General features: G+C 41.8%; 22 protein-coding genes and 2 tRNA genes. 8 read left to right on the top strand and 16 right to left on the bottom strand.

What is annotated here, in order from left to right; translation table 11 throughout:
• Positions 1–34 precede the first annotated feature (34 nt).
• On the top strand, positions 35–538 hold the full coding sequence (locus M1F03_RS03130; RefSeq protein ID WP_154622157.1) for a GNAT family N-acetyltransferase: 504 nt from the start codon (positions 35–37) through the stop codon (positions 536–538).
• Positions 539–629: 91 nt separating this feature from the next.
• On the opposite strand, the gene deoD is transcribed toward M1F03_RS03130, so the two are convergent.
• The 10 genes from deoD to M1F03_RS03080 all read right to left on the bottom strand — a co-directional run bounded on the left by deoD (position 630) and on the right by M1F03_RS03080 (position 12,719).
• On the bottom strand, positions 630–1,346 hold the full coding sequence (gene deoD, locus M1F03_RS03125) for a purine-nucleoside phosphorylase (RefSeq protein ID WP_004926652.1): 717 nt from the start codon (positions 1,344–1,346) through the stop codon (positions 630–632).
• 156 nt (positions 1,347–1,502) lie between these two features.
• Positions 1,503–2,726, bottom strand: a complete 1,224-nt coding sequence (deoB, locus tag M1F03_RS03120; protein ID WP_154622158.1) for a phosphopentomutase — start codon at positions 2,724–2,726, stop codon at positions 1,503–1,505.
• 62 nt (positions 2,727–2,788) lie between these two features.
• Positions 2,789–4,111, bottom strand: a complete 1,323-nt coding sequence (deoA, locus tag M1F03_RS03115; RefSeq protein WP_196713780.1) for a thymidine phosphorylase — start codon at positions 4,109–4,111, stop codon at positions 2,789–2,791.
• A gap of 53 nt (positions 4,112–4,164) precedes the next feature.
• Positions 4,165–4,944 (bottom strand): deoxyribose-phosphate aldolase, encoded by a 780-nt coding sequence (gene deoC / locus M1F03_RS03110; RefSeq protein ID WP_154622159.1) that lies wholly within the window; start codon positions 4,942–4,944, stop codon positions 4,165–4,167.
• A 468-nt stretch (positions 4,945–5,412) separates the two neighbouring features.
• Positions 5,413–6,687, bottom strand: a complete 1,275-nt coding sequence (locus M1F03_RS03105; protein WP_195848137.1) for a NupC/NupG family nucleoside CNT transporter — start codon at positions 6,685–6,687, stop codon at positions 5,413–5,415.
• 303 nt (positions 6,688–6,990) lie between these two features.
• Entirely contained in the window at positions 6,991–7,773 is a 783-nt protein-coding gene (locus tag M1F03_RS03100; RefSeq protein ID WP_251465064.1) for a TatD family hydrolase, read from the bottom strand.
• Positions 7,766–8,920 (bottom strand): patatin family protein, encoded by a 1,155-nt coding sequence (locus M1F03_RS03095; protein WP_154622162.1) that lies wholly within the window; start codon positions 8,918–8,920, stop codon positions 7,766–7,768. The genes M1F03_RS03100 and M1F03_RS03095 overlap by 8 nt, the downstream gene beginning before the upstream one ends.
• A 205-nt stretch (positions 8,921–9,125) precedes the next feature.
• Entirely contained in the window at positions 9,126–9,536 is a 411-nt protein-coding gene (locus M1F03_RS03090) for a BON domain-containing protein (RefSeq protein ID WP_154622163.1), read from the bottom strand.
• A 287-nt stretch (positions 9,537–9,823) separates the two neighbouring features.
• On the bottom strand, positions 9,824–11,413 hold the full coding sequence (gene prfC / locus M1F03_RS03085) for a peptide chain release factor 3 (protein WP_163860669.1): 1,590 nt from the start codon (positions 11,411–11,413) through the stop codon (positions 9,824–9,826).
• Positions 11,414–11,651: 238 nt separating this feature from the next.
• Entirely contained in the window at positions 11,652–12,719 is a 1,068-nt protein-coding gene (locus M1F03_RS03080) for a tartrate dehydrogenase (protein WP_154622166.1), read from the bottom strand.
• Positions 12,720–12,826: 107 nt separating this feature from the next.
• On the opposite strand from M1F03_RS03080, the gene M1F03_RS03075 reads away from it, so the two are divergent.
• Together M1F03_RS03075 and M1F03_RS03070 are read left to right on the top strand one after the other, a co-directional pair.
• The gene (locus M1F03_RS03075) at positions 12,827–13,750 is read left to right on the top strand and encodes a LysR substrate-binding domain-containing protein (RefSeq protein ID WP_196713778.1); all 924 of its coding nucleotides are present in this window, start codon (positions 12,827–12,829) and stop codon (positions 13,748–13,750) included.
• Between the two features lie 25 nt (positions 13,751–13,775).
• Positions 13,776–14,672, top strand: a complete 897-nt coding sequence (locus tag M1F03_RS03070) for a helix-turn-helix domain-containing protein (protein ID WP_163860668.1) — start codon at positions 13,776–13,778, stop codon at positions 14,670–14,672.
• Between the two features lie 43 nt (positions 14,673–14,715).
• Here the strand turns inward: M1F03_RS03070 and M1F03_RS03065 are convergent, their stop codons facing one another.
• The 3 genes from M1F03_RS03065 to M1F03_RS03055 are packed head-to-tail and all read right to left on the bottom strand — an operon-like array spanning position 14,716 to position 18,299.
• Positions 14,716–15,669, bottom strand: a complete 954-nt coding sequence (locus M1F03_RS03065; RefSeq protein WP_163860667.1) for a PDR/VanB family oxidoreductase — start codon at positions 15,667–15,669, stop codon at positions 14,716–14,718.
• Between the two features lie 29 nt (positions 15,670–15,698).
• Positions 15,699–17,147 carry an NAD-dependent succinate-semialdehyde dehydrogenase gene (locus M1F03_RS03060; protein WP_318840078.1) on the bottom strand — a complete coding sequence of 483 codons (1,449 nt, stop codon included), beginning with the start codon at positions 17,145–17,147 and terminating at the stop codon, positions 15,699–15,701.
• A 24-nt stretch (positions 17,148–17,171) separates the two neighbouring features.
• Positions 17,172–18,299, bottom strand: coding sequence for an aromatic ring-hydroxylating oxygenase subunit alpha (locus tag M1F03_RS03055; protein ID WP_154622171.1), 1,128 nt, complete (start codon positions 18,297–18,299; stop codon positions 17,172–17,174).
• 288 nt (positions 18,300–18,587) lie between these two features.
• On the opposite strand from M1F03_RS03055, the gene M1F03_RS03050 reads away from it, so the two are divergent.
• Both M1F03_RS03050 and M1F03_RS03045 read left to right on the top strand, forming a co-directional pair.
• On the top strand, positions 18,588–20,156 hold the full coding sequence (locus tag M1F03_RS03050) for a BCCT family transporter (RefSeq protein ID WP_196713777.1): 1,569 nt from the start codon (positions 18,588–18,590) through the stop codon (positions 20,154–20,156).
• A gap of 192 nt (positions 20,157–20,348) precedes the next feature.
• Positions 20,349–21,401 (top strand): hypothetical protein, encoded by a 1,053-nt coding sequence (locus tag M1F03_RS03045; protein ID WP_251465061.1) that lies wholly within the window; start codon positions 20,349–20,351, stop codon positions 21,399–21,401.
• 69 nt (positions 21,402–21,470) lie between these two features.
• On the opposite strand, the gene rimI is transcribed toward M1F03_RS03045, so the two are convergent.
• Complete coding sequence (rimI, locus tag M1F03_RS03040; RefSeq protein WP_163860664.1) at positions 21,471–21,923, bottom strand: ribosomal protein S18-alanine N-acetyltransferase; 453 nt, start codon at positions 21,921–21,923, stop codon at positions 21,471–21,473.
• Entirely contained in the window at positions 21,892–22,302 is a 411-nt protein-coding gene (locus M1F03_RS03035; RefSeq protein ID WP_154622774.1) for a DNA polymerase III subunit psi, read from the bottom strand. The genes rimI and M1F03_RS03035 overlap by 32 nt, the downstream gene beginning before the upstream one ends.
• A gap of 195 nt (positions 22,303–22,497) precedes the next feature.
• On the opposite strand from M1F03_RS03035, the gene rsmC reads away from it, so the two are divergent.
• The 3 genes from rsmC to M1F03_RS03020 all read left to right on the top strand — a co-directional run bounded on the left by rsmC (position 22,498) and on the right by M1F03_RS03020 (position 23,899).
• Complete coding sequence (gene rsmC, locus M1F03_RS03030; RefSeq protein ID WP_154622775.1) at positions 22,498–23,511, top strand: 16S rRNA (guanine(1207)-N(2))-methyltransferase RsmC; 1,014 nt, start codon at positions 22,498–22,500, stop codon at positions 23,509–23,511.
• Between the two features lie 151 nt (positions 23,512–23,662).
• Positions 23,663–23,748, top strand: a tRNA-Leu gene (locus tag M1F03_RS03025).
• 65 nt (positions 23,749–23,813) lie between these two features.
• Positions 23,814–23,899 (top strand) — tRNA-Leu (locus M1F03_RS03020).
• A gap of 96 nt (positions 23,900–23,995) precedes the next feature.
• On the opposite strand, the gene M1F03_RS03015 is transcribed toward M1F03_RS03020, so the two are convergent.
• Positions 23,996–24,256 (bottom strand): DUF1435 family protein, encoded by a 261-nt coding sequence (locus M1F03_RS03015; protein WP_154622776.1) that lies wholly within the window; start codon positions 24,254–24,256, stop codon positions 23,996–23,998.
• Between the last annotated feature and the right edge of the window lie 96 nt (positions 24,257–24,352).

Genomic DNA, 24,352 nt, shown 5'->3' with positions numbered 1-24,352 from the left:
TATTGTTTTCCAATAAAAAAAGAGACATAACATTATGAATGACATCGTGATCCGTAGAGCAACCTTAGACGATATTCCAGCCGTCACACAAATGCATGCTGATTATTCAGCGTACGCTAATACATTACAGCTCCCTTACCCTTCGCTCAAAACATGGGAAGCTCGTCTAACTGCAAATGATCCTCTCGTCACTCATTTTGTTGCGACTCTTGATAATACTGTCGTTGGGATCCTCACCATCCATCAACCAAGTCAGCAACGACGTAAACATGTCGCCAGTTTTGGCATTACCGTCAGTGAGATGCATCAAGGAAAAGGAATTGGTTCTGCGCTGATGCAAGTGATGGTCGACTATTGTGATAACTGGTTAAATATTCATCGCATTGAATTAGAAGTTTATGCGACTAACGACAATGGGTTGGGGCTCTATAAAAAATTTGGTTTTGAGCAAGAAGGTGTGATGCGTGATTACGCTTTTCGCGATGGACAGTATGTCGACGCAATTATGATGAGTAGAATTAATAAAAACCGCAAGTAATCACGCCAATTTAAATGCCATACACTTCTCTTTCCCCAAAAAAATGCCACGTGATAGACGTGGCATGATCCAATAAGAAATCACTGGATGATTATTTATCGCCTAATAGAACGGAATCCAATGCGATTTCAATCATTTCGTTGAACGTTGTTTGACGCTCCGCAGAGGTAGTTTGCTCACCGGTTTTGATATGATCGGAAACGGTACAGATTGTTAATGCACGCGCGCCGAATTCCGCTGCCACACCATAAATACCAGCAGCTTCCATCTCAACACCCAGAATGCCGTATTTTTCCATGACTTTGAACATATCGGGATCTGGCGAGTAGAACAGATCAGCAGAGAATAAGTTACCGACACGAACATTGACATTTTTCGCCTTCGCCGCTTCAACGGCATTATGCACCAGTTCATAGTCTGCAATCGCCGCGAAATCGTGATCTTTAAAACGTTGACGGTTCACTTTTGAATCAGTACAGGCACCCATACCGATAACGACATCACGCAGTTTCACATCATCCATTACTGCACCACATGAACCAACACGAATAATCACTTTGACACCAAAATCAGTGATTAACTCTTTCGCATAGATAGAGCAAGAAGGAATACCCATTCCGTGACCCATCACGGAGATCTTACGACCTTTGTAAGTGCCCGTGAAGCCTAACATACCGCGAACATTATTCACCTGACGCACGTCTTCGAGGAAAGTTTCAGCGATATATTTCGCACGCAGCGGGTCTCCTGGCATCAATACGACGTCAGCAAAATCACCCATTTCTGCATTAATATGAGGCGTTGCCATTATTATTATTCCTTATAAATCATTAAATTGAAAAGTTTAACATCATTACCTGATAATAGTAGCGACTGATAATACTCGCTGTCTACGGCAAATGACCCAATACCATCAACAATAAATAAGGCAGTTTCCTGCCTTATTTACATTTATGTTAACCAATTACAGCATTGGTTTGCCGTATTCCATCGGTGAGAGGTCGAAATATTTAGCGACGGTTTGACCGATATCCGCGAATGTTTCGCGATGACCTAAAAAGCCGGGTTTGACTTTCGGACCATAAATGAGAACGGGAATGTGCTCACGAGTATGGTCAGTACCATGCCAAGTTGGGTCACAGCCATGGTCTGCGGTTAAGATCAAGATGTCATCTTCTTTGACCAATTCCATCAGTTCTGGTAAACGGCGGTCAAAGAGTTCTAATGCAGCTGCATAACCGGGTACATCACGACGGTGTCCATAAGCAGAGTCGAAATCAACAAAGTTAGTGAACACAATTGTCTTATCACCCGCCTGTTGCATTTCTTTCACGGTGGCATCGAACAGAGCATCAATACCTGTTGCTTTCACCTTCTTAGTGATACCTACATGTGCATAGATATCCGCAATTTTACCGATAGAAACAACTTCACCTTGTTTCTCTTCAACTAATTTTTGCAATATCGTTGGTGATGGTGGCTCAACGGCTAAGTCATGACGGTTACCCGTACGCTCAAAACTGCCTGCTTTGTCGCCAATGAATGGACGCGCGATAACACGACCAATGTTGTAGCCGCCATTTGTCAACTCTTCACGAGCGATTTCACATAGCTCATACAGTTTGTCTAGACCATAAGTCTCTTCATGACAGGCGATTTGGAATACGGAGTCAGCTGAGGTGTAGAAAATCGGTTTACCCGTTTTCATGTGCTCTTCACCCAATTTATCCAAGATCACGGTACCTGAAGAGTGGCAATTACCTAAATAACCAGGCAAGTTAGCACGCTTCACAATGATATCTAACAACTCTTGTGGGAAGCTGTTTTCTTCATCTGCGAAATACCCCCAGTCAAAGAGTACAGGCACACCCGCGATTTCCCAGTGACCGGATGGTGTGTCTTTACCTGAAGAAATTTCACTCGCATAAGCGTAAGCACCGATGATCTCTGCATTAGGATCAAGGCCTGCTGGGAATTTACCGCAAGACTCTTCAGCTGCTTTACCCAGCCCCAGTTTGGTTAAGTTAGGCAAATGCAGCGGCCCCTTACGGCCTTTATCTGCATCACCACGCGCACAGGCATCTGCAATATGGCCTAATGTGTTTGAACCTTCATCATTAAATTTGTGCGCATCACCTGCTGCACCAATCCCAAAAGAATCCAACACCATAATAAATGTACGTTTCATAACTTCTCTCCTGCGTCATCATTCCCTATAGGGAAGTGCCACTGATAAAACTTATTTGTCAATTATTCACTGATTTGGCGGTAAACCATTGGTGAAACTTCTGGTTTTTTATCACCAATAACCATAGCAGCACGTACTTCTTTTGCTGCATCTTCCCATGCTTTTTCACTATTTGCATGAATAATCGCTAATGGCGTTTGGCTATCAACGGAAGTTCCCAGTGCCGCGATATCGCTTAAACCAACACTATAATCAATCGAGTCAGTTGCTTTACGACGACCACCACCTAATGTCACCACAGACATACCCAGAGCACGGGTGTCCATTGCCGTCACAATACCGGATTTCTCCGCATACACGGCTTTGTGCAATACGGCTGTTGGTAAATACTTGTTATAGTTTTCAACGAAATCAGTTGGGCCTTTTTGAGCCGCCACCATACGACCAAAAATCTCTGCGGCTTGTCCATTATCCAACACCGCCTGCAATTTCTGGCGAGCTTCTTCTCTATTTGCAGCCAAGGATCCGGATACAAGCATTTCAACACACAGCGCCATCGTGACTTCGTACAAACGAGGGTTCCGGTATTCGCCGGTTAAAAATTGCACCGCTTCGCGGACTTCAACGGCATTACCCGCACTTGAAGCAAGTACTTCGTTCATGTCGGTCAATAAAGCCGTTGTTTTACAACCCGCACCATTAGCCACCTGTACGATAGACTCAGCCAACTGCTCTGATTTTTCATAAGTTGGCATAAAGGCACCTGACCCCACTTTGACGTCCATCACTAAGGCATCAAGACCTTCAGCTAATTTTTTGCCTAAAATAGATGCGGTAATCAGTGGAATAGAATCAACTGTTGCAGTGATATCACGCGTTGCATAAAAACGTTTATCAGCGGGTGCCAGTGAGTTTGTCTGCCCGATAATCGCAACCCCAACATTTTTGATAATGTCACGGAAACGCTCATCATCTGGGAAAATATCAAAATTAGGAATCGCTTCAAGCTTATCCAGCGTTCCTCCGGTATGGCCCAAGCCACGCCCCGAAATCATCGGCACATAGCCACCACACGCAGCAACCATTGGGCCTAACATCAAAGAGGTCACATCACCAACCCCGCCAGTTGAATGTTTATCAACGAGAGGGCCATTTAAATTGAGTGATTTCCAATTTAGTACAGTGCCTGAATCACGCATTGCCAATGTTAATGCAACACGTTCAGCCATTGTCATATCATTAAAATAGATGGTCATTGCCAATGCGGCTATCTGACCTTCAGAAACAGAATTATCTCGTACTCCATTGATAAAGAAACGAATTTCTTCTTCACTCAGTACTTTACCATCACGCTTTTTACGGATAATTTCTTGTGCCAGAAACACGGTATGCTCCTTAATTCAAACAGAGTCTAGGTAATCGCTTAATCACACTATTATTAATAGTTACTGCTTGATTTTTTAGTCTCAAAACCAAGTGTATTCAACAGATTAGCTAATAAACTTGATGCGCCAAAACGGAAATGGCGAGCATCGACCCAGTCTTTACCTAAAATTCTATCTGCTAATGCTAAATATTGAGCAGCTTCTTCAGCAGTACGAACGCCACCCGCCGGTTTAAAACCAACGGTTTTCGCTACGCCCATATCATGGATCACTTGCATCATGATTTCAGCACTTTCAAGAGTGGCATTCACCGGTACTTTACCTGTGGAGGTTTTAATAAAGTCCGCACCCGCTTTAATTGAGATTTCAGAAGCTTTGCGAATCAGTGCAGGATCTTTTAATTCGCCGGTTTCAATAATCACTTTCAAAAGGACATTGGCTGCCGCGCAAGCATCTTTACACGCTTTCACTAAATCAAAACCAATTTTTTCATTACCAGCCATCAACGCTCGATAAGGGAAAACCACATCAACTTCATCTGCACCATAAGCAATAGCAGCACGTGTTTCCGCCAACGCTATCTCGATGTCATCATTTCCATGCGGGAAGTTAGTGACTGTTGCGATACGCACTTCGGGCGTACCTTGCTCACGCAGTGCTTTACGTGCAACAGGAATAAAACGAGGGTAGATACAGATAGCCGCAGTTTGGCCTGCTGGGCTTTTTGCTTGATGACACAACGCGATCACTTTTTCATCGGTATCGTCATCATTGAGGGTGGTTAAATCCATCAGATTCAGCGCGCGTTGCGCAGCAGCAGTTAAATCAGTCATAAAAAACTCTCCAACGTTGTGAATTCTGTCAGAACAACACGTTCTTTGTTGGCGAGCGGGCTTGGTTCCTTAAAGATGCTACTCGAAAACCCGAATGTAGCAGCTGAATTCCTTCTCACCGCACAATACCCTAGAGCACATTCACTCTGAGAACTAGCAGTCCATAGCAGCTAATTTATCGCTATTTGACCATGGAACTCGGCTATTTTGTGTGCTACAAATCACATTAATTGCCTGAACGTTACATTGTTAAATACAAATATGTGAACAATATCGCAATTATACGCTATTTAGTCTCAGTTTTATTCTCTCAAATGGCTTTTTTATGTCTTTTTTAGTCTTCCAATGCCATCAATCCACTTGATTAAGCGTAGTTCAAAATTGACGGTATGAAATAAAAAGAAGAAAGAATATAACTGAAAATAATGAAAGAGAAAGGGCATTTGCCCTTCCTCAAAAAACGAGAGATTAAATTATTGCAAGTGTTAAGAAGAAGCCCGCAATAGTCGCACTCATTAAGTTAGAGAGCGTACCCGCCAGAACAGCTTTCATTCCTAAACGAGCGACATCACTACGACGATTTGGTGCCATACCACCTAAACCACCAAGTAAAATAGCCACCGAAGATAAGTTAGCAAAACCACACAGTGCAAATGAAATGATTGCTTTAGTATGATCGGAAAGTACCTGTTTGCCTGCCGCAAGAACATCTGCATCCGGTTTCATGTATTCACCGAAATTCATAAAGGCAACAAATTCGTTAACAACCACTTTTTGACCAATAAACGAACCGGCAACTGTTGCTTCACTCCATGGCACACCAATCAAATAAGCTATCGGCGCAAATACCCATCCCAGAATTAATTCCAAAGAAAGTTGTGGATAATGGAACAAGCCACCAACACCACCTAAAATACCGTTAATTAGAGCGATCAAGGCGATAAATGCCAATAACATTGCACCTACGTTCAAGGCCAATTGCATCCCCGAAGCAGCACCTGAAGCAGCTGCATCGATCAGGTTTGCTGGGCGCTCATCTTCAGCAACCAACTCTGTCGCATTAACGTTATCACGCACTTCCTCAGTTTCGGGTACAAGCAATTTAGCGAACAGTAATCCTCCCGGAGCCGCCATAAACGATGCAGCAATCAAGTATTCCATTGGAACACCCATTTGCGCATAACCGGCCAATACAGAGCCTGCTACAGAAGCCAAACCACCACACATAACCGCAAATAATTCAGAATTGGTCATGGTCGAGATATAAGGACGTACAACTAATGGTGCCTCTGTCTGCCCAACAAAGATATTCGCTGTAGCAGATAAAGATTCCGTTCTGGAGGTACCAAGCACTTTTTGCAAGCCGCCACCCAATACTTTGATGACTAGTTGCATAATACCGAGGTAATAAAGAACCGCGATCAATGAAGAGAAGAACACAATGATTGGCAGAACACGTAAAGCGAAAACAAATCCACCACCGCCAAACAGTTCAAACATTTTGTCGGAAACAAGGCCGCCAAAAATAAAATTCATGCCATCTTGGCCGTAACTAATAACTTTAGAAACGCCATCTGACATCCCTTGTAATACGCGACGACCTGCTGGTACATAAAGTACAAATGCACCGATAGCGATCTGTATAAGAAAAGCCCCGCCAACAGTACGGAGTTTAATCGCTCGACGATTGCTGGAGAATAGTACGGCAATACCAATCAGTACTGCCATCCCAACCAGACTCATAATGAGTTGCATGGAAGTATCCCTGTTCACTTAATGCTAGATTGATGTAGAAAGGAAACTGGTAAGTTCCCTTGACTCTTTGTGCGATGATTATACCTAGTCCCTTCCAAGAACCCGCAATCTTCGTCACAAATACATAGTGTAATAAGTAACAAAAATTCAATTCTTGTGATTAAAATCACATTTAGTTATCGACATAATCTGAAAAGCACAAAAAGAGAGAATAATGAGGTGAAAAAATGCAGGGAATAAGCTAGCCAGATAAAACCCACCTCTCATAAAAACAGTGAATGCATCTGGCTTTTATTTGAACAGATTAAATAATGATAGGCTATTTATGTAAAGTTGCTGCGCAATTTCATCGGGACTTTCGTGGCGTAGTTCACATAACGACTGAAAAATTTGTTGAATACGCTCAGGACGATTTGGCTCACCTTGAAAGCCAGACACAGGCATATCTGGGGCATCGGTTTCAAATACCAATGAGGTTAGGGGTAATTTGGCGATCGCTTGACGTGTTTTATTTGCTCTTTCATAAGTAATGGTACCGCCAACACCAATGAAATAGCCTAATTTAATAAATGCTTGAGCTTGTGATAGGCTGCCTGCAAAACCATGAATAACACCGCATGCAGGTACAGGGTAGCGACGTAACAATGCAGCCAGCGGGTCATGACTTTTACGCGAATGTAAGATGACTGGCAGATCAAACTGCTTAGCTAATTTTAGTTGGGCGATTAACACTTGCTGCTGTAAATCAAACAACGGTTCTTGCATATAGAGATCAAGACCAATCTCGCCAACAGCAACACACTTAGCGTGATTCTGTTGTAAATAACCTATCATTGTCTCCATATGTTGTTCTTGGAAGAGATTCAAGTACAGAGGATGAAAGCCAATAGCCGCATGCAGCTGTGAGTATCGCTGAGCTAAATGCCAAACTTGCTCAAAATTATCAACACTGACCGCCGGAATAATAATATCCGTAACCCCTACCTTTTCCGCTAAGCAGAGGCTTTCATCAATCGCACCAACAAAAGGTGGAAAATCAAAGTGGCAATGGGTATCAATAAATCGGTTAGTCATTTTTTTTATTCAGCGGTTGCTCCGACTCCTCGTTTGCAGCCATCATGGCTCCCGTCATCATCGCCTGTGCCGTATCCGTTGCCTTTTTGGCTTTACGTTGAGCAACTAACTCAACATCATGTTTAGCATCAAAGATCGCTTCCGCGTAATCTTCTGCAATCTGTATTTCTTCATGGGCGGCACTTTCAAAGCTAAAGCGATTTAATCCATTGTTATTCATTGTAAAGCAATGGCCTAATGCAGCAATAAAGTAGCGCCCACAGCGACGCCCTAAATGATAGTCCTGATTAAGCGCTGACAACCGGCTCCCTAATGCACTACTTTTTAGTGGCGTGGAAGGATAGATTTCAAAAATCTGTAAGTCTCCCGGTGGGTTTTCAATAAACTCTTGTGTCCGGCGATAGCTTTTTAGATGAACTTTTAGCATAGCAGCCATTCGCTGTAAGCCATATTTTTCACCCTCCAGCCAACGCGTCATTCTCTTCACCCATTCGGGGGTAAAATACATCTGAGAAGGAACAGTACGGATCACCACAATCGTATCAGCGCCACGACGGTATGCTTCTTCAACAGGGATCGCCGCACTAATCCCTCCATCATGATAGAGAGTGCCTTCAAATTCGACGCCCATCCGATAAAAGCCCGGAATAGCACTAGAAGCACGAATGATATCTAACCATGTATCAGCGTTAGGTTTCAAAAATTCGGCTTCAAAGTCATCACTACGGCTGGCTCCCATATAGAATTCGCGCCCCGCTTCCATCAATTCAATCCCAGATTTGATCTGTAATGGAAGCTCTTTCGAGGTGCTTTCAACCAGCCAATCTAAATCAATAAGATGACCACCTCGAATAAAACGTAAAGGATTAAAAAAGAGTGGGCTTGTTGTATAACGGGTAATAACCCGCCGAGCGTAGCCATATTGACCACAAATATACGCAGAAAGGTTTTGCGCCCCTGCCGAAGTACCAATCATGATATCAAATGGATTAAAGCCTGTTTTTAAGAACTCATCCAATACACCTGCGGTGAAAATACCACGTTGACCGCCTCCCTCACAAATAAGGGCAGTCTTACCTTTATTGAGTTCATCGTAAAAAGCTAAAGGTTCAATGCTGCCAAGTGTCACTGATACATGTTTTCCCATATATGTCTCCTGACAGATCCTCTCTGCATCCCAATACTGCAATACACTTCGACACTATCGCTAATTAAATCAATTTATACTTATCAATAATACAAAAACTGAACCTCACCAAGAGATCCAGTTTTCGACTATTAGCGAATAATGTTAGCGGATTAATGAACTCAATAGACGACTATTTGAGTGATTTACGCCAATTATATATCCATTAATTTGCTACGACTAAACCGTTTTGTACCGATTTTACACCATTAACCCTTGATACGACTTGTACAACCTTATCAATCTGGTCAGCGGATTTGACAAAACCAGAAAGGTAAACAACCCCTTTGACGGTTTTCACTGAAATAGAATTACTGTCTATGCCACTGGTTGTCAGTAGCTTACTTTTGACCTGAGCAGTGATAGAGGAGTCATCCATGTAGTTATCGGCACTATTCACACCACTAGAAATCGCTTCACTGGTGTCTTTTCCTGCTATATCTGCCGTTTTCACCGCGCTATCCCACGTTTCAGAGGCCTGCTCTTTTAATGGAGAGTTTGCTGATGAACTACATGCAAACAGAGCACCACTTAATCCAATGACAATGAAAGAACGTAACAGTGCTAAATTTTTCATCGGAACCTTCCTTATCGACTCTACTGCGATTTTAAATATTGAAATAAAAGCATTATCGTCAAATATGGCAGACAAGCCATTAAATCAATTAACGACACTTATATTACAATTGATAACTATAGACTATGGGAAAAACACCTTTAAATAAAGTAGATAAACGTAAAAGGCAGAGCAATCTGCAATATTTAGATAAAAAAACAGGAGAGTATTCGAAAATAGATGCTTAGTTTGGGAAAACCCACTACAAAAAAAGGCATTTTCGTAGTGGGCTGAGCGATTAGGAAAAATTAATGCTCGCGAGTTTTACGGAATTTTACATCTGGGTAGCGTTCGCTGGTCAGATTGAGGTTTACCATTGTGGGTGCGATATAAGAAAGGTTATCGCCGCCATCAAGTGCGAGGTTTTGCTCATTCTTACGCTTAAATTCCTCAAATTTCTTCGCATCATCACACTCGACCCAACGCGCTGTTGATACGTTGACCGCCTCATAGATAGCTTCAACGTTGTATTCGCTTTTTAAGCGTGCAACAACAACGTCAAACTGCAACACACCGACAGCCCCAACGATTAAATCGTTATTGGTTAGCGGACGGAAAACCTGAACAGCACCTTCTTCAGATAGCTGGACTAAGCCTTTTAGCAGCTGTTTTTGCTTTAATGGATCACGCAGACGAATACGACGGAATAATTCAGGTGCAAAGTTTGGAATACCGGTAAATTTCAGATCTTCACCTTGTGTAAAAGTATCACCAATTTGAATCGTTCCATGATTATGCAAACCAATAATGTCACCTGCATAAGCGTTTTCAACATGTGAACGGTCACCCGCCATAAAGGTCAATGCATCTGAAATGACGACATCTTTTTTAATGCGTACCTGACGCAACTTCATGCCTTTTTCATAAGTACCTGAAACAATACGCATGAAAGCCACGCGGTCACGATGTTTTGGATCCATATTCGCCTGAATTTTGAAGACGAAACCTGTAAATTTCTCTTCGGTCGCTTCAACTTTACGCACATCTGTTTGACGAGGCTGAGGGGCTGGCGCCCATTGCACTAAGCCATCAAGCATATGGTCAACACCAAAGTTACCCAATGCTGTACCAAAGAAGACTGGGGTTAACTCACCCTCCAAGAAAGCCTCATGATCAAATTCATGAGAAGCCCCTTTTACCAGCTCTAACTCATCACGTAATTGAGCCGCCAGCTCATCACCGACCACTTTATCTAATTCAGGATTATCTAGCCCTTTAATAATACGGACTTCTTGGATGGTATGGCCCTGACCTGTTTGATATAAGATGGTTTCATCACGTAAGAGGTGATAAACGCCTTTAAATAATTTACCGCAACCAATAGGCCATGTGATTGGACAACACGCGATATTCAGTTCATTTTCAACTTCATCCATCAATTCCATTGGATCGCGAATATCACGGTCAAGTTTATTCATAAAAGTCAGGATAGGCGTATCACGTAGACGCGTCACTTCCATCAATTTACGTGTTCTATCCTCAACCCCTTTACCTGAATCAATGACCATCAAGCAGCAGTCAACCGCCGTCAATGTACGGTAGGTATCTTCAGAGAAGTCTTCATGGCCTGGCGTATCCAGTAAGTTAACTAAACAATCATGATAAGGAAATTGCATCACCGACGTTGTAATCGAAATACCACGTTGCTTTTCCATTTCCATCCAGTCTGACTTGGCGTGTTGGTTTGAGCCACGACCTTTTACCGTCCCTGCACGCTGGATAGCTTGTCCAAACAGTAATACTTTTTCAGTAATGGTGGTTTTACCTGCGTCAGGGTGAGAAATAATTGCAAATGTCCTGCGCGCGTTGACTTCATGTAGAAAATTCTGATCTGCCATTTAACCGTTCTTTTTTGTCTGAATACAGATTTGTACATGCATTAGGAGAGGCAATAGGTGGCTCTTAGCTCAGCAAATCCGTCTTGTTAATCGAAATTGGCGGCTATTTTCTCAGATCTTGGGGTTATAAACAATCAAAGCCTGACATCATCAACCTAGGTTGGCAAATCCCTAGGCTGACGTGAACAGGTGTAAACAAGATAGTGCGATAACGCTCAGCCACATTATAAGGATAAGGCTAATTCGCTAAAATCATTTCAGCGATGGCTTGCCCGAGTTGTTGCGTACTCGCGCTACCGCCCATATCTCGAGTTAAATGGCGACGCTCTTTTATCACTGTTTCCACTGCATGCATGATGGTATCGTGCATGTGTGGGCAGTCCAAATGTTGCATCATCATCGCCGCGGCCCAAATCGTCCCGATAGGATTAGCAATATTTTTACCCGCAATATCCGGCGCTGAGCCATGAACAGGTTCAAACATTGATGGGAACTGTTTTTCAGGGTTAATATTCGCCGAAGGTGCAATAGCAATTGTGCCAGTGCAAGCAGGTCCTAAGTCAGACAAAATATCCCCAAACAAGTTGGAACCAACCACCACATCGTAAAATTCAGGCATCCTCACCAAATTCGCGGCAAAAATATCAATATGAAACTGATCGACTTTAACGTCAGGATAGTGTTTTGACATCGCAGCGAAACGACTATCCCAATACGGCATGGAGTGAAACAAACCGTTTGACTTAGTCGCTGAGCTTAAATGCTTTTTCTCCCGTGATTGTGCCAGTTCAAAGGCATATTTTAATATCCGGTCAGTGCCTTTACGGGTAAAAATACTTTGCTGGGATACGACTTCATCTTCCGTGCCTTCATATTGAATTCCCCCAATAGCGGAGTATTCGCCTTCCACGTTTTCACGTACCACATAAAAATCGATATCACCCGGTTTTTTACCCGCTAAAGGCGACTGAATTCCTTCAAATAGGCGTACGGGGCGTAAATTAACGTACTGGTTAAATGCGCGGCGAATAGGCAATAACAATCCCCAAAGTGAAATATGGTCAGGCACCCCCGGAAAGCCTACAGCCCCTAGAAAAATAGCATCAAATTTTTTTAATTGCTCTAAACCATCTTCAGGCATCATACGCCCTGTGCGATGATAGGTTTCACAAGACCAGTCGAAATGGGTAAAGTTAAATGAGATTTGATGCTTACTGGCGGCCGCTTCTAATACTTTTAATCCTTCAGGAATAACTTCAGTTCCAATTCCATCCCCAGGAATGACCGCAATATTAAATTGTGACATGGCACGAATCTCCCACAACAGTGATTTTATCAGCGAGTAAGATCACCAGTTTATGAGTTGCTGTGATAAAGTATAGCGTCGAAGTGTAATCTTTGGGTTTACAAACTATGAACAAGCTACCTGCATTGGAAGACATTAAAGTTTTTGTGACCGTCGCTCGGTTGATGAGTTTTTCACGGGCCGCAGAACAACTGCTTGTTTCACCCGCTTATGTCTCTAAACGCATCAAATTACTCGAAGAAAATCTAGGGCACCCTTTATTTCTCCGTGCGGCTCGCTCAATCAATTTAACCCATGAAGGACGCATTGTCCTGAAAAGTGGAGAAATACTCCTACAAGAACTCAATGACATGCACAATGAACTAAAAGCTTGTCGAGAAGAGATCCGCGGTGAATTAAGAGTAAGTTGTAGCACTGGATTTGGTAGCGCCTACCTAAACCCGTTTATTTTGTCATTACGCGCTCACTATCCCTTATTGGGTATCGATCTGACATTAACCGATCGTTCTATTGATATAATTAGTGAAAACATTGACTTGGATATCTGTATTGGCGGCACCATTCCTGAACATTTCATCGCGAAACGTATTGCGAAAAACACACGTATTCTTTGTGCTGCCCCCTCTTATTTAAAAAAATATCGTTGCCCAAATCACCCTCAAGAATTAGAAAAACAACATTTTTGTATTACGATTAAAGAACGCAATCAGGCACCTTCTCAGTGGAAACTACAACATCAAACAGAAAGTATGACAGTAACGCCGAATAGTAAGCTGATGGTGAATAATGGTGACGTTGCAAAACAGTGGTGTATTGGTGGTGAAGGCATCTTATTACGCTCTCTATGGAGTGTCTTACCAGAGCTCCAAAATGAACAATTAATCCGTGTACTGCCTCAATGGAGCCAGCCTGCCGACGTGTACGCGGTTTATTCACGGACAGTGCGAAATAACGCCAATTTACGGGTTTTTATTGAAAATTTAGAACAATATTTATCAAAGCATTTACCGAGTCAATTTCAGGATGAATGAATCAATAAAAGGTGGACATGAGCCGATGACAGACACGCAAACATTTGGACAACGTTTGCTGGCCTTATTGAAACAACAAAAAATGAGCCAGTTAAAAGCCGCTGAAACACTAGGTGTTTCTCGGACAGCCGTCAATAAATGGACAAAAGGCGGTATGATTGATGAGAACAACCTTGAAAAATTAGCTCAGTTGCTGAATGTCGATAAAATATGGCTCAAGTATGGTTATGTCAACCACTCACCGGCAGCAAGCCATCCTACAATTGCACGTAATATCAATGAAGTACATCTTCAAGAATCCACCGAAATTGTCACTTGGGAGTGGGACTTACTGACGGGCGAACTCAATTATTCTGATAATGTTGAAGATGTTTATGGCATCAAAATCACCACCAATGATGACTTTTGGGCACTAATGAACCAAGAATCAAAAGATAAACTCGTGAGTGGTTACTCAAAAATTATTCGCGAGGGCGGTGCTCATGAGATGGATTTTAAAATTGCATGGGATGATCAATATCGCTGGATCACATCGCGCGCAACGGGTGTGAAAGGCCCCAATGGTAAAGTCACTAAATTAGTTGGTATTAGTCTTGATAATACCGAACGTAAAAATACTGAACTCAGATTACGTAAAATCAAATGCTATTTTGATGTGCTATTGGCCCACTTTGACCATCTGGTCGTCTTTACGGATAAAGCAGGTGAAATATTAGCCAGTAATCTTGAAAGTCAGAATACGGATATCGATTATTTAGAGCTACAACGCTTACTCTATCAATTAGCCATCAATCACAAATCATGGCTAGAAGGCATCTATCATAAAGGCAGTGATCATATTCATTTTCAAGGAAAACATATCAGCGCCGCTTATCATCTGGATAATGAACAACAACCTTTTCTGATGTTCCAGCTCAAATAATAGAAAACAGCCCCATGTTGGGGCTGCCTAGTCGATAAAAAGCTTATAAATCTAACACTAGCCGTTTAGTTTTAGCGCGAGAAACGCATAACATCATGGTCTTTTGCTGTGCGCGTTCATCATCGTCAAGATAATGGTCCCGATGATCCGCTTCCCCTTCTAAAATAGCCGTTTCGCAAGTCCCACATACACCATTACGGCACATACACTCTACCTGAATGCGTTTATCTGCCTCGATTGCCTGTAAGATTGACGTCCCTTCGTTAATCATCAAGCTAAAACCAGAACGTTGAAAATAAACTTCAAATGCATCACCTTCACTAGCGACTTCACCAAAGTTTTCGAAATGTACTTTAGATTCACCTAAATGCGCATAACCGTGTTCAATGACCGCATTAATCAAGGTTTCAGGCCCACAAACATAAATATGGCTATTCTCAGGCTGTGCTTGTACCAACTGTTCTACTGATAAACGCTTGCCCTGACTGTTATCATAAAGATAAAGACGTTCTCCAATGCGTTGTTGAAGCAGTTCCACAAACGCCGCCGTCTTTTGATCGCGAAAACAGTAATGCAATTCAAAATCCAGTCCCATTTTTTCTAATTCATATAAATAGGATAAAAATGGGGTAATACCAATTCCACCAGCAATTAAGATATGTTTACAGGAACTGTCACCGACCAGTGAGAAATAATTTTCAGCGGGCGATAAATATAGTGAATCCCCCTCAAACAGTTGCTCGTGCATATACGCCGAGCCCCCTTTCGAGTTCTCATCACGCAATACTGAGATACAGTAGTGATGCGGGTTATTAGGATCACTGATTAATGAATAAGCACGCTTTAGCCCCTTTTCTTCATTCATATGTACTGTGATATGGCTTCCCGCACTAAAAGGTTCGAACACGCTATCTTTTGCCGCAAATTCGAACAGCTTAATGGTTGGGGTGAGCTGCTCTATGCGGCTAACCGTCACGGCAATTTTTTGCTGGCTCATCACAATTCCCTCTTTCACTTAATTACTGGCTAAGCAATATCAATACACAAATATTTCACGGTGAGGTAATCCTCAATACCATAGCGAGAACCCTCCTTGCCTAAACCTGACTGCTTAACACCACCAAACGGTGCAACCTCATTCGAGATCATGCCTGTGTTAATCCCAACCATGCCACTTTGTAGCTTTTCAGCGACACGATAGACACGACCAATATCTTTTGAAAAGAAATAAGCAGCCAAGCCATAAATCGTCGCATTCGCTCGACGAATAACTTCATCTTCATCATGAAAACGGATCATGGCAGCAATAGGACCAAAGATTTCCTCATGCACAATATCCATAGAATCATCAACATCCACCAATACTTTCGGGTTAATAAAATGACCTTGTTCGGCAATTTCATTACCTAATGTCAGTTTCCGTGCGCCTTTTGCGATAGCGTCGTCGACTAATGCATGCATGCCTTCAATAGCACGAGATGTAATCATAGGCCCGATATCAGTGCCTTCATCTAGGCCGTTACCAACACGTAACTGGCTCACTTTAGCGACAAACTTTGTGAGAAACTGTTCGTAAATCGCATCATGGATATAGAAACGATTCACACAAACACATGTTTGCCCACCATTACGGAACTTAGCCTGTATTGCGCTACTGACAGCTTTATCGATATCAGCATCATCAAACACAATAAACGGCGCATTCCCACCCAATTCTAAGGACGTCTTTTTAATGGTTGATGCACACTGCTCATACAGCTGGCGCCCAACCTGTGTTGAACCGGTAAAAGAGAATTTACTGATTAACGGGTGCCGTGTGAGTAATTCGCCTAAAACACGAGACTCCCCTGTAACAACATTAAAAACGCCAGCAGGGATCCCCGCTTGTGCTGCTAATTCAGCGAGGGCTAATGCCGTAAACGGCGTTTCGCTAGCAGGCTTGATAAGCATGCTACACCCCGCAGCCAGTGCAGGCGCAGCTTTACGCGTGATCATCGCCGCAGGAAAATTCCACGGAGTGATAGCACTACATACACCAATAGGCTGCTTGATAGTTAAAATTCGATTGCTCGTGACCGTTTGTGGGATCGTCTCGCCATAAACTCGTTTCCCCTCCTCGGCAAACCATTCTATAAATGAAGCCGCATAGCGAATTTCACCTTTCGCCTCATTGAAAGGTTTACCCTGCTCTAAAGTCATCAGCAAACCTAAATCATCAACGTTAGCTTCTATTAAAGTAAACCAACGATGTAGAATAATAGAACGCTGTTTTGCTGTCAGTTTACTCCAACTGAGCATCCCTTCATGGGCTTGAATGATCGCATCATTGACCCGTTCAACCGAAAGGCTGGGAATAGTTCCCAGCACAGACTGATCGACAGGGTTTGTGACCGTTAGCGTTTTAGCGCTATCTACCCACTGACCATTGATATAGCAGGACTGACGGAACAAAGCGGGATTACTTAACCTATTCATGTATTATTCCCCTGATCGGCAGCTTTACTCAGTATGCGCAGTCGCAATTAACTTATGGAAGTGCGCGACGCCGTGTTCACTGATGCCACTACGCTGCCTATCTGCCATGATCCGGCCTTGTCCGCGATAACCACGAGAACGTAATCCTTTTTGTACGCTTTCAACTAAACGCAAATCTTCCGGGCGGAAAACGGTGCGATACCATTCAATTAAATTTTTCTGATATTCCGTCAGCTCTTCATTTAAGAAATAAATATCATAATGTTGTAAGGTTTCACCCGCATTGGCTGGGAATTCATAAATAACGGTCATGAAATCGCCACCTGGAGGCATATTGAACATGGTGCTTGGCCAAATCCAAAACCCGAAGAAACGCGGATTAACGACCGATTCATCGAACTGATAAGAAGACTCAGAAGGCTTAGCTTTACCAATTTGTACAGTCCAGTTCTCATTCAATTGGTGTTCGTACACATTGACGTCAACAGAACTGGCGAAACTCACATGGTTCGTAGGGCAGTGATAACACTCAATATAGTTATCAACAATCGTTTTCCAGTTAGCTGGTGTATGACTGACAAAACGAGCAGCTAACTTGAGATCACGGATCACTGAACAGGCTTCTTCCATTTTCTCCGCTAACCCAGGTAATTGCTCCTCGATGGGTTGAGGTTCACCTTCAGTCAAGTTGATATAAATAAAACCTGCATGCTCAACAACATGGAAGCTACTTAATGTCATTGCATCTGCATCAAAATTATTAACATTCTCGCAGTTTGTTGCATGAGCCAACTGGCCATCTAATTTGAATGCCCAAGCGTGATAAGGGCAAGTGATCACATTCTTCATTTTACCGCTTTCACCACTGATCAATTGGTGACCGCGGTGTGGGCATACATTATAGAAGCCACGCAAAACATCATCACGCCCACGAACAATAACAAGACTTTCGCCAATCAACTGACGAGTGATGTAGGCATTTTTCTCTTTGACTTCACTACAATGAGCGACACACACCCAAGAGTTAGCAAAGATATTTTCTTTTTCGAATTCAAATACGTCATCGGAAGTGTAATAACGTGCAGGGATAGTCCATGCATTATCAATATCAAGGTGATCATTAATCGAAATGACTTTTTTTGCATTGCTCATAACTACCTCACTTATGTAAACTTATAGTTAACATTATTTTTTGAGGATGTTAATCCAGATCTCAATAATGATCAAACAAAATATTACATCTCTCCTCGAATAATTTTATTAACCATTTAAAATCAACAAGATAATAAAATCACCCTCAAATATATTGTTAACGTTAGGTTAATTAATTGTTGACCTCACAATGTTTTCATGGATATTCTCTGTAAACCGACAGTAGCATTCCCTGCAACCAACTCTCATTAAAAGACATAAAAAGAAGTGAGCAACTGGAGAAAAGGTATGATGAATAATAAGAAATCTGTATTTTACGTATCGCTCGCCTTTAGCCTGCTATTAATCAGCATAGGCGCGTTTATACCTGACAAACTCGAAGCATTTTCAAATTCCTCTCTGGGTTTTATCTATAACAACTTAGGTTGGTTTATACTCGGAGCCGTCTTTATCTTTTTTAGCTTTTGTATGTACCTTGGTTTTTCAAAGTTTGGTCATATTCGTCTCGGTGATGATAATGACCGCCCTGAATACCGTACGGCAACATGGATAGGCATGCTATTCAGTGCTTCAATAGGTATCAGTCTCGTATTTTGGGGAGTGGCAGAACCCGTTTCCTACTATATAAATCCACCTATTGGAACAGGCTATACTGAACAAGCGGCGAAAACCGCCATGCAATATGTCTATCTACACTGGGGAGTTTCTGCTTGGGCGTGCTATGCATTAGTCGGTGTGTCATTAGCTTTTTTTCAATTTAGGAAAAAACTACCTTCATCTCTTAGCTCTGTTTTCTATCCGCTTATCGGCGACAAAGTCAAAGGGTCTATCGGTAAATGGGTCGATGTCATTGTTGTGTTGTCGATCGTGATTGGGATTGCAACCTCACTAGGCTTTGGCACACTGCAAGTTAACAGCGGAATGAATTACTTGTGGGGAATGCCTGTCAGTATCTGGATACAGATCGCAATCATTGCAGTGGTCACCGTTATTTATATCACGTCAACAATTTCAGGTTTACAAGGTGCCATCAAACACCTATCGAACCTGAATATGTTGCTAGCTTTCGCATTGATGGGATTTATTTTATTTGCCGGCCCAACACAAACCATCTTAAAAGTACTGTTCCAAGGTATTGGTGACTACGCACAAAATTTCGTCAGTATGTCATTTCGCACAGAGCCTTATAATGATGGTACGTGGATCGCTAACTGGACTCTGTTTTACTTTGGTTGGTGGATTGCATGGGCACCATTAGTGGGTAGCTTCGTTGCGCGTATTTCTAAAGGCCGCACAATTAAAGAATTTATGATTGGTGCGGTATTCATTCCGGTCCTTGGCTCATTTGCTTGGTTTGCCGTTATGGGAGGATCAGCGATCCATTTGATCCAAAATATGGGGCAAAAAGCGTTAGCAGAGGCAGTAAAAACGGATGTGACTTCGGCCTTCTTCAAGTTTTTAGATTACTTTCCTGCGAGTACTTTCCTGTGCATACTGGCAATGGTTTTAGTCATGGTATTTTTTATTACTTCAGCAAACTCAGCGGTTTTTGTTCTGGGTATGGTGAGTGAAAATGGAAACCCAAACCCAACTCATATCACCAAAACAATTTGGGGAGTGATTATTGCAGCTATCGCGATTGTGCTGATCATTACAGGTGGTCTATCCGGCTTACAATCGGCATTAGTGGCTACAGCCATTCCACTTTCAATATTAATGCTCATCATGTGCTATTCAACTTACAAAGGGCTTAATGAGGAAATCAAAATAGCAAAAGCAGAAAAAAAATACCGTAAAAAGAATAAAATCATACTCAATCAACCTATTTTACCGACCCCTGAAAAGTTATCAGAATAATATTTCTCATCAGAGAACAAAAAACCACAATGTTAATGTTGTGGTTTTTTTTTATTATTAATCACTAATACATTAAGCGCTCGCAAAAAATCATTATTTTTTTATTATTTCCTAATTAATGATTTGGATAGTCTTCGTTATCAATAAGATCTCTATTGACTTATTAAAATTAATTATAGGAATAATAAGATCATGCCAGAAAACAATCGCCTTAATCGCATCGTTCTCAAAGCAGAAATAGCCAATTTCTTACATGATAAATCCTGCCAACTCGCGCTAAATGGCGGTCCTCAAGCAAAAGGCAGCCAAGGCGCAGCGGAAGAAGTTGCGGTTCAATTATTACCATTATTCAGTGGGCAAGATAAAAAATTAATTAATGATTATATTAATGAAAAAATTCCTTACTTAGTTTTCGAGGGATTAATTCATACTAACATGGATGGAAGCCCAATAACTATTCCAGATAAATTGGCATTTCCAACGCTTCAAGAATTAGAAACCGATATCGAAATTTTAAAATTAGCCTCACAACAACAGATTATTTTAGCGCTCCTTAATGAAACAACCTTTGCGTATGACAAAGAGAACGTCGGAAATATTATTAGAATCGTCGCTAATTTTTATGGTGGCGGTACCGAAAAATTACAGAATGAAGATCCTGATACCAGTTCACATTCTGGTAAGGCCATTGTACCTCATACAGAAGACCCTTATTATTCTGCAATCAAAGTTGTTGATGGGCACTCTCCATCCCCATCGACTCTTGTACTCACCGCTCGATGGAATCCTTTATATGAAACGACAAAAGTGATCTCTATTGAGCATGCTCTCACCCTGCTGTCATTAGAAGAAATTATCGCATTAACGACTAATAGCTTTGATTTCCGTCCAGCAAAAACAGCCGGTGAAGGCAAGAGCTTAGGTGGTAAACAGGTTCCCATACTCGAACTCAACAAGGATGGAAAATTGAATATGAACTTTAATCCGGAGCGTTTTTCCGTTAACCCATCCGCCTCAGCATTTATTAAAGATACCTACATTAAATTTAATCATATTACCGAAAAGCTCGCGTTTGATGCTGTCGATCTACAGCCATCCAGAATGATTGTTATCAATAATAAAATAAGCCTACACTCTAGAGATATCGTTAAAGATAACCGCAGGACATTAGTAAGAATTTTTGGCTACAGAAAAGGAACTGAATACAATATGGTGAGCCAAGACCCACTGATTGTGAAAAGCTAATATTAGTGATTGTTTACCACGACCTCCATTAGGCCGTGGTTTTATTGAATAAGTCAGCTTTCTTCTAAATTATTCGTCATTAAACAGAGTTAAAGCCAAAATTAATGCGTCTTCGCGTCCTTGTTTTGCAGGATAATAATCTTTACGCACCGTAACTTGATGAAAGCCTAATTTATCATATAGGCGCAATGCAGCTGCATTGGACTCTCGAACTTCAAGCCATAATGTCAAAATACCTTTATCAACTAAATCAGTGATCAGTTGTTCCATCAAAAGACGTCCATAACCTTTCCCTTGATAATCAGGATGAATAGCAATATTAAACAGTGTTGCCTCATCTAGGATACACTGTGTTATTGCAAAACCAACAACCTGATTATTAACGGAAATTTTTATGTTATGATATTTTTCACCTTGGTTGCCATAAAAAACACGTTCAGTCCAAGGAAAATCATGACTTAACTTCTCAATTAAGAACGCAGTAGCAAGATCAGACTGCTTTAGTGCTGAAATTTTCGTCATACTGGTAAATCTGCTCCCATAGTGCCCGTTTAGCGCTATTGCTGGTTGCCAGCTCATCTAATACAGGAGAAATAAAGGTTGTTTTTAACCCTTCTGGATGAGATTGGCTGCCTAATACCCAACAATTTATTGTTATTGGTGTTGGAAGCATCGCCAATTGCTCCGAATTAATACAAACCACATCTGTTGGATACACTTTCATCGCTAAAAAAATATCTTTTAACAGTAGGCTGTTTAAATCGAGGTTCTCATCAGTAATAATAATAAGCTTAGTCGAATCTGGAATTCTTACACCACGTTCACCGCGTAATACAGCAGGGTTTCTCACTACCCATTGAGTGATACCCATTTGATTTAAAAGCTTGTCACGTCGTGCCATTAATTTTATTCCAGTCGCTATATTAACAATCACATCTTATCAAAGCGGATTAATAGCGCCAACATAGCAATGCTATTTCCCCATTTTCTGATAAAGTGTGCGCAAAATAATTCAGTTTATATACCATTTGCATTGCAGCTAGGCGTCAACAACGCGACGGCTCGACGTATGAAGAGTATTTAGGAGATAAAAAGTATGTCACTACTGACACCGGCTAGCGAAGTTATCCAACGCCACCTTGAACATTTTACTGATCGACACGTGATTTTAGCCGGTGATATTCAAGATGAATTTGCTGCAACCTTAGAAGCCGCGAGTGTACGAGTTCTCACTAACCAATATCATCACTGGCAAAACCTAAGTCGCTTAATGGGTGAAAATGCACAATTTGCTGCTATTGCCGATGCGGATTTTATCCAACCTTGTAATACCTTAATTTACTTTTGGCCTAAAAACAAACAAGAAGCCTGTTTTCAACTCGATGATTTATGTACTCACCTTGCGGTGGGCAGTCAGATTTTTATCGTCGGGGAAAATCGTAGTGGCGTAAAAAGTGCCGAATCTATTATGGAAGGTATTGCAACATTACAAAAAATTGACTCGGCAAGACGCTGTGGACTTTATTATGGTGAATTAGAGCACCCAACACACTTTGACATTGCACGTTGGTGGCGTCGCTATGAAGTCGAAGAAGTACAAATTCACGCTTTACCTGGTGTATTCAGCCATAATGAATTAGATATTGGTAGTGACTTACTCCTTTCGACACTTAATGAACCGATTACCGGTAACCTTCTCGATCTCGCTTGTGGTAATGGCGTATTAGCTGCTGTAGTGGGTACTCACAACCCAGATGTTACACTGACCCTAAGTGATGTTAGCGCCGCGGCTATTCGTTCTTCTATTGCAACACTGCAAGCGAATCAACTGAAGGGGAAAGTGATTGCAAGTGACGCTTACTCTGATATTCATGATAAATTTGATTGGATAATCTCCAATCCACCATTCCATGATGGCTTAAATACCAACTATAGCGCGGCTGAAAATATCATTTACCAAGCGCCAAAATACCTAAAGAAAGGGGGGCGTTTCCGTATTGTTGCTAATGCCTTTTTACCTTATCCAGATATGTTAGATAAGGCTTTTGGTAGCCATGAGGTTTTGGCAAAAACAGGAAAATTTAAAGTTTACCAAGCGATTAAACGTTAATTACATTAAGCTTTTTTACATTACGGCCAATCAATAATTGTTGGCCGTTTTTACATCAAAAAAATAAAAGTGCAATAAAAAATTATTGACGAATGGCAAAATTAGCCTAAAATCCGCTGCGTGCTATTGCGACAAGATAGTGTCTGATATTGCGAGGGTGGCGGAATTGGTAGACGCGCTAGCTTCAGGTGTTAGTGTCCTTCGGACGTGGGGGTTCAAGTCCCCCCTTTCGCACCAGATAGACTCTCTGTTTTAAGGTCCACATTAGACTTAACAATAATAGCTGAAAATTAACAGTACCTGCGAGGGTGGCGGAATTGGTAGACGCGCTAGCTTCAGGTGTTAGTGCCCTTCGGGCGTGGGGGTTCAAGTCCCCCCTTTCGCACCACTGTTAATATCGTTCACCAAGACTCAAAATTGCCCATCTAACTCATCTGCGTGCAATAACAAACGCTTTTGTCATCACCTCTTTTATCCGCCATCACTAAGTATTATGTTGTAATACCAAAGCAATCAAACTACATAACAGTGCAATAACAGCAGGAACAATTAATAAGTGCCGCGAGCCTCGATTAAACAACATTGCCGCGGTCGCCAGCATGGTGACGATAGTGATAATTTTCAGGCTATTTAGCCCCATATTGCTGAGTAGATAAATCACGCTCAACAAAATAACCGCAAAAACACCCCATAACCCTGCGGCAGAGCGGCGTAAATAAGCGCTTTTTGTTACATTTATTGGCATAGCTACCTCAACAATACAAATGATAATGATTATCAATCATATCTTGTTTTTAACAAAAAACAACCGTTTTGTTGAGGAAACGACACGCGTTTAATC

Origin of the sequence: Providencia sp. PROV080 (genome assembly GCF_033688105.1) — a bacterium.
Lineage (GTDB): Bacteria > Pseudomonadota > Gammaproteobacteria > Enterobacterales > Enterobacteriaceae > Providencia > Providencia zhejiangensis.
Note: the sequence above shows the minus strand (reverse complement) of the source record. Positions and strands in the feature narration are given on the sequence as shown.

What these genes read in the sequence shown, in the direction of transcription:
- M1F03_RS03130 (WP_154622157.1), top strand. Translation starts at nt 35, where the DNA reads ATGAATGACATCGTGATCCGTAGAGCAACCTTAGACGATATTCCAGCC.
- deoD (WP_004926652.1), bottom strand. Translation starts at nt 1,346, where the DNA reads ATGGCAACGCCTCATATTAATGCAGAAATGGGTGATTTTGCTGACGTC.
- deoB (WP_154622158.1), bottom strand. Translation starts at nt 2,726, where the DNA reads ATGAAACGTACATTTATTATGGTGTTGGATTCTTTTGGGATTGGTGCA.
- deoC (WP_154622159.1), bottom strand. Translation starts at nt 4,944, where the DNA reads ATGACTGATTTAACTGCTGCTGCGCAACGCGCGCTGAATCTGATGGAT.
- M1F03_RS03105 (WP_195848137.1), bottom strand. Translation starts at nt 6,687, where the DNA reads ATGAGTCTGGTTGGGATGGCAGTACTGATTGGTATTGCCGTACTATTC.
- M1F03_RS03100 (WP_251465064.1), bottom strand. Translation starts at nt 7,773, where the DNA reads ATGACTAACCGATTTATTGATACCCATTGCCACTTTGATTTTCCACCT.
- M1F03_RS03095 (WP_154622162.1), bottom strand. Translation starts at nt 8,920, where the DNA reads ATGGGAAAACATGTATCAGTGACACTTGGCAGCATTGAACCTTTAGCT.
- M1F03_RS03090 (WP_154622163.1), bottom strand. Translation starts at nt 9,536, where the DNA reads ATGAAAAATTTAGCACTGTTACGTTCTTTCATTGTCATTGGATTAAGT.
- prfC (WP_163860669.1), bottom strand. Translation starts at nt 11,413, where the DNA reads ATGGCAGATCAGAATTTTCTACATGAAGTCAACGCGCGCAGGACATTT.
- M1F03_RS03080 (WP_154622166.1), bottom strand. Translation starts at nt 12,719, where the DNA reads ATGTCACAATTTAATATTGCGGTCATTCCTGGGGATGGAATTGGAACT.
- M1F03_RS03075 (WP_196713778.1), top strand. Translation starts at nt 12,827, where the DNA reads ATGAACAAGCTACCTGCATTGGAAGACATTAAAGTTTTTGTGACCGTC.
- M1F03_RS03070 (WP_163860668.1), top strand. Translation starts at nt 13,776, where the DNA reads ATGACAGACACGCAAACATTTGGACAACGTTTGCTGGCCTTATTGAAA.
- M1F03_RS03065 (WP_163860667.1), bottom strand. Translation starts at nt 15,669, where the DNA reads ATGAGCCAGCAAAAAATTGCCGTGACGGTTAGCCGCATAGAGCAGCTC.
- M1F03_RS03060 (WP_318840078.1), bottom strand. Translation starts at nt 17,147, where the DNA reads ATGAATAGGTTAAGTAATCCCGCTTTGTTCCGTCAGTCCTGCTATATC.
- M1F03_RS03055 (WP_154622171.1), bottom strand. Translation starts at nt 18,299, where the DNA reads ATGAGCAATGCAAAAAAAGTCATTTCGATTAATGATCACCTTGATATT.
- M1F03_RS03050 (WP_196713777.1), top strand. Translation starts at nt 18,588, where the DNA reads ATGATGAATAATAAGAAATCTGTATTTTACGTATCGCTCGCCTTTAGC.
- M1F03_RS03045 (WP_251465061.1), top strand. Translation starts at nt 20,349, where the DNA reads ATGCCAGAAAACAATCGCCTTAATCGCATCGTTCTCAAAGCAGAAATA.
- rimI (WP_163860664.1), bottom strand. Translation starts at nt 21,923, where the DNA reads ATGACGAAAATTTCAGCACTAAAGCAGTCTGATCTTGCTACTGCGTTC.
- M1F03_RS03035 (WP_154622774.1), bottom strand. Translation starts at nt 22,302, where the DNA reads ATGGCACGACGTGACAAGCTTTTAAATCAAATGGGTATCACTCAATGG.
- rsmC (WP_154622775.1), top strand. Translation starts at nt 22,498, where the DNA reads ATGTCACTACTGACACCGGCTAGCGAAGTTATCCAACGCCACCTTGAA.
- M1F03_RS03015 (WP_154622776.1), bottom strand. Translation starts at nt 24,256, where the DNA reads ATGCCAATAAATGTAACAAAAAGCGCTTATTTACGCCGCTCTGCCGCA.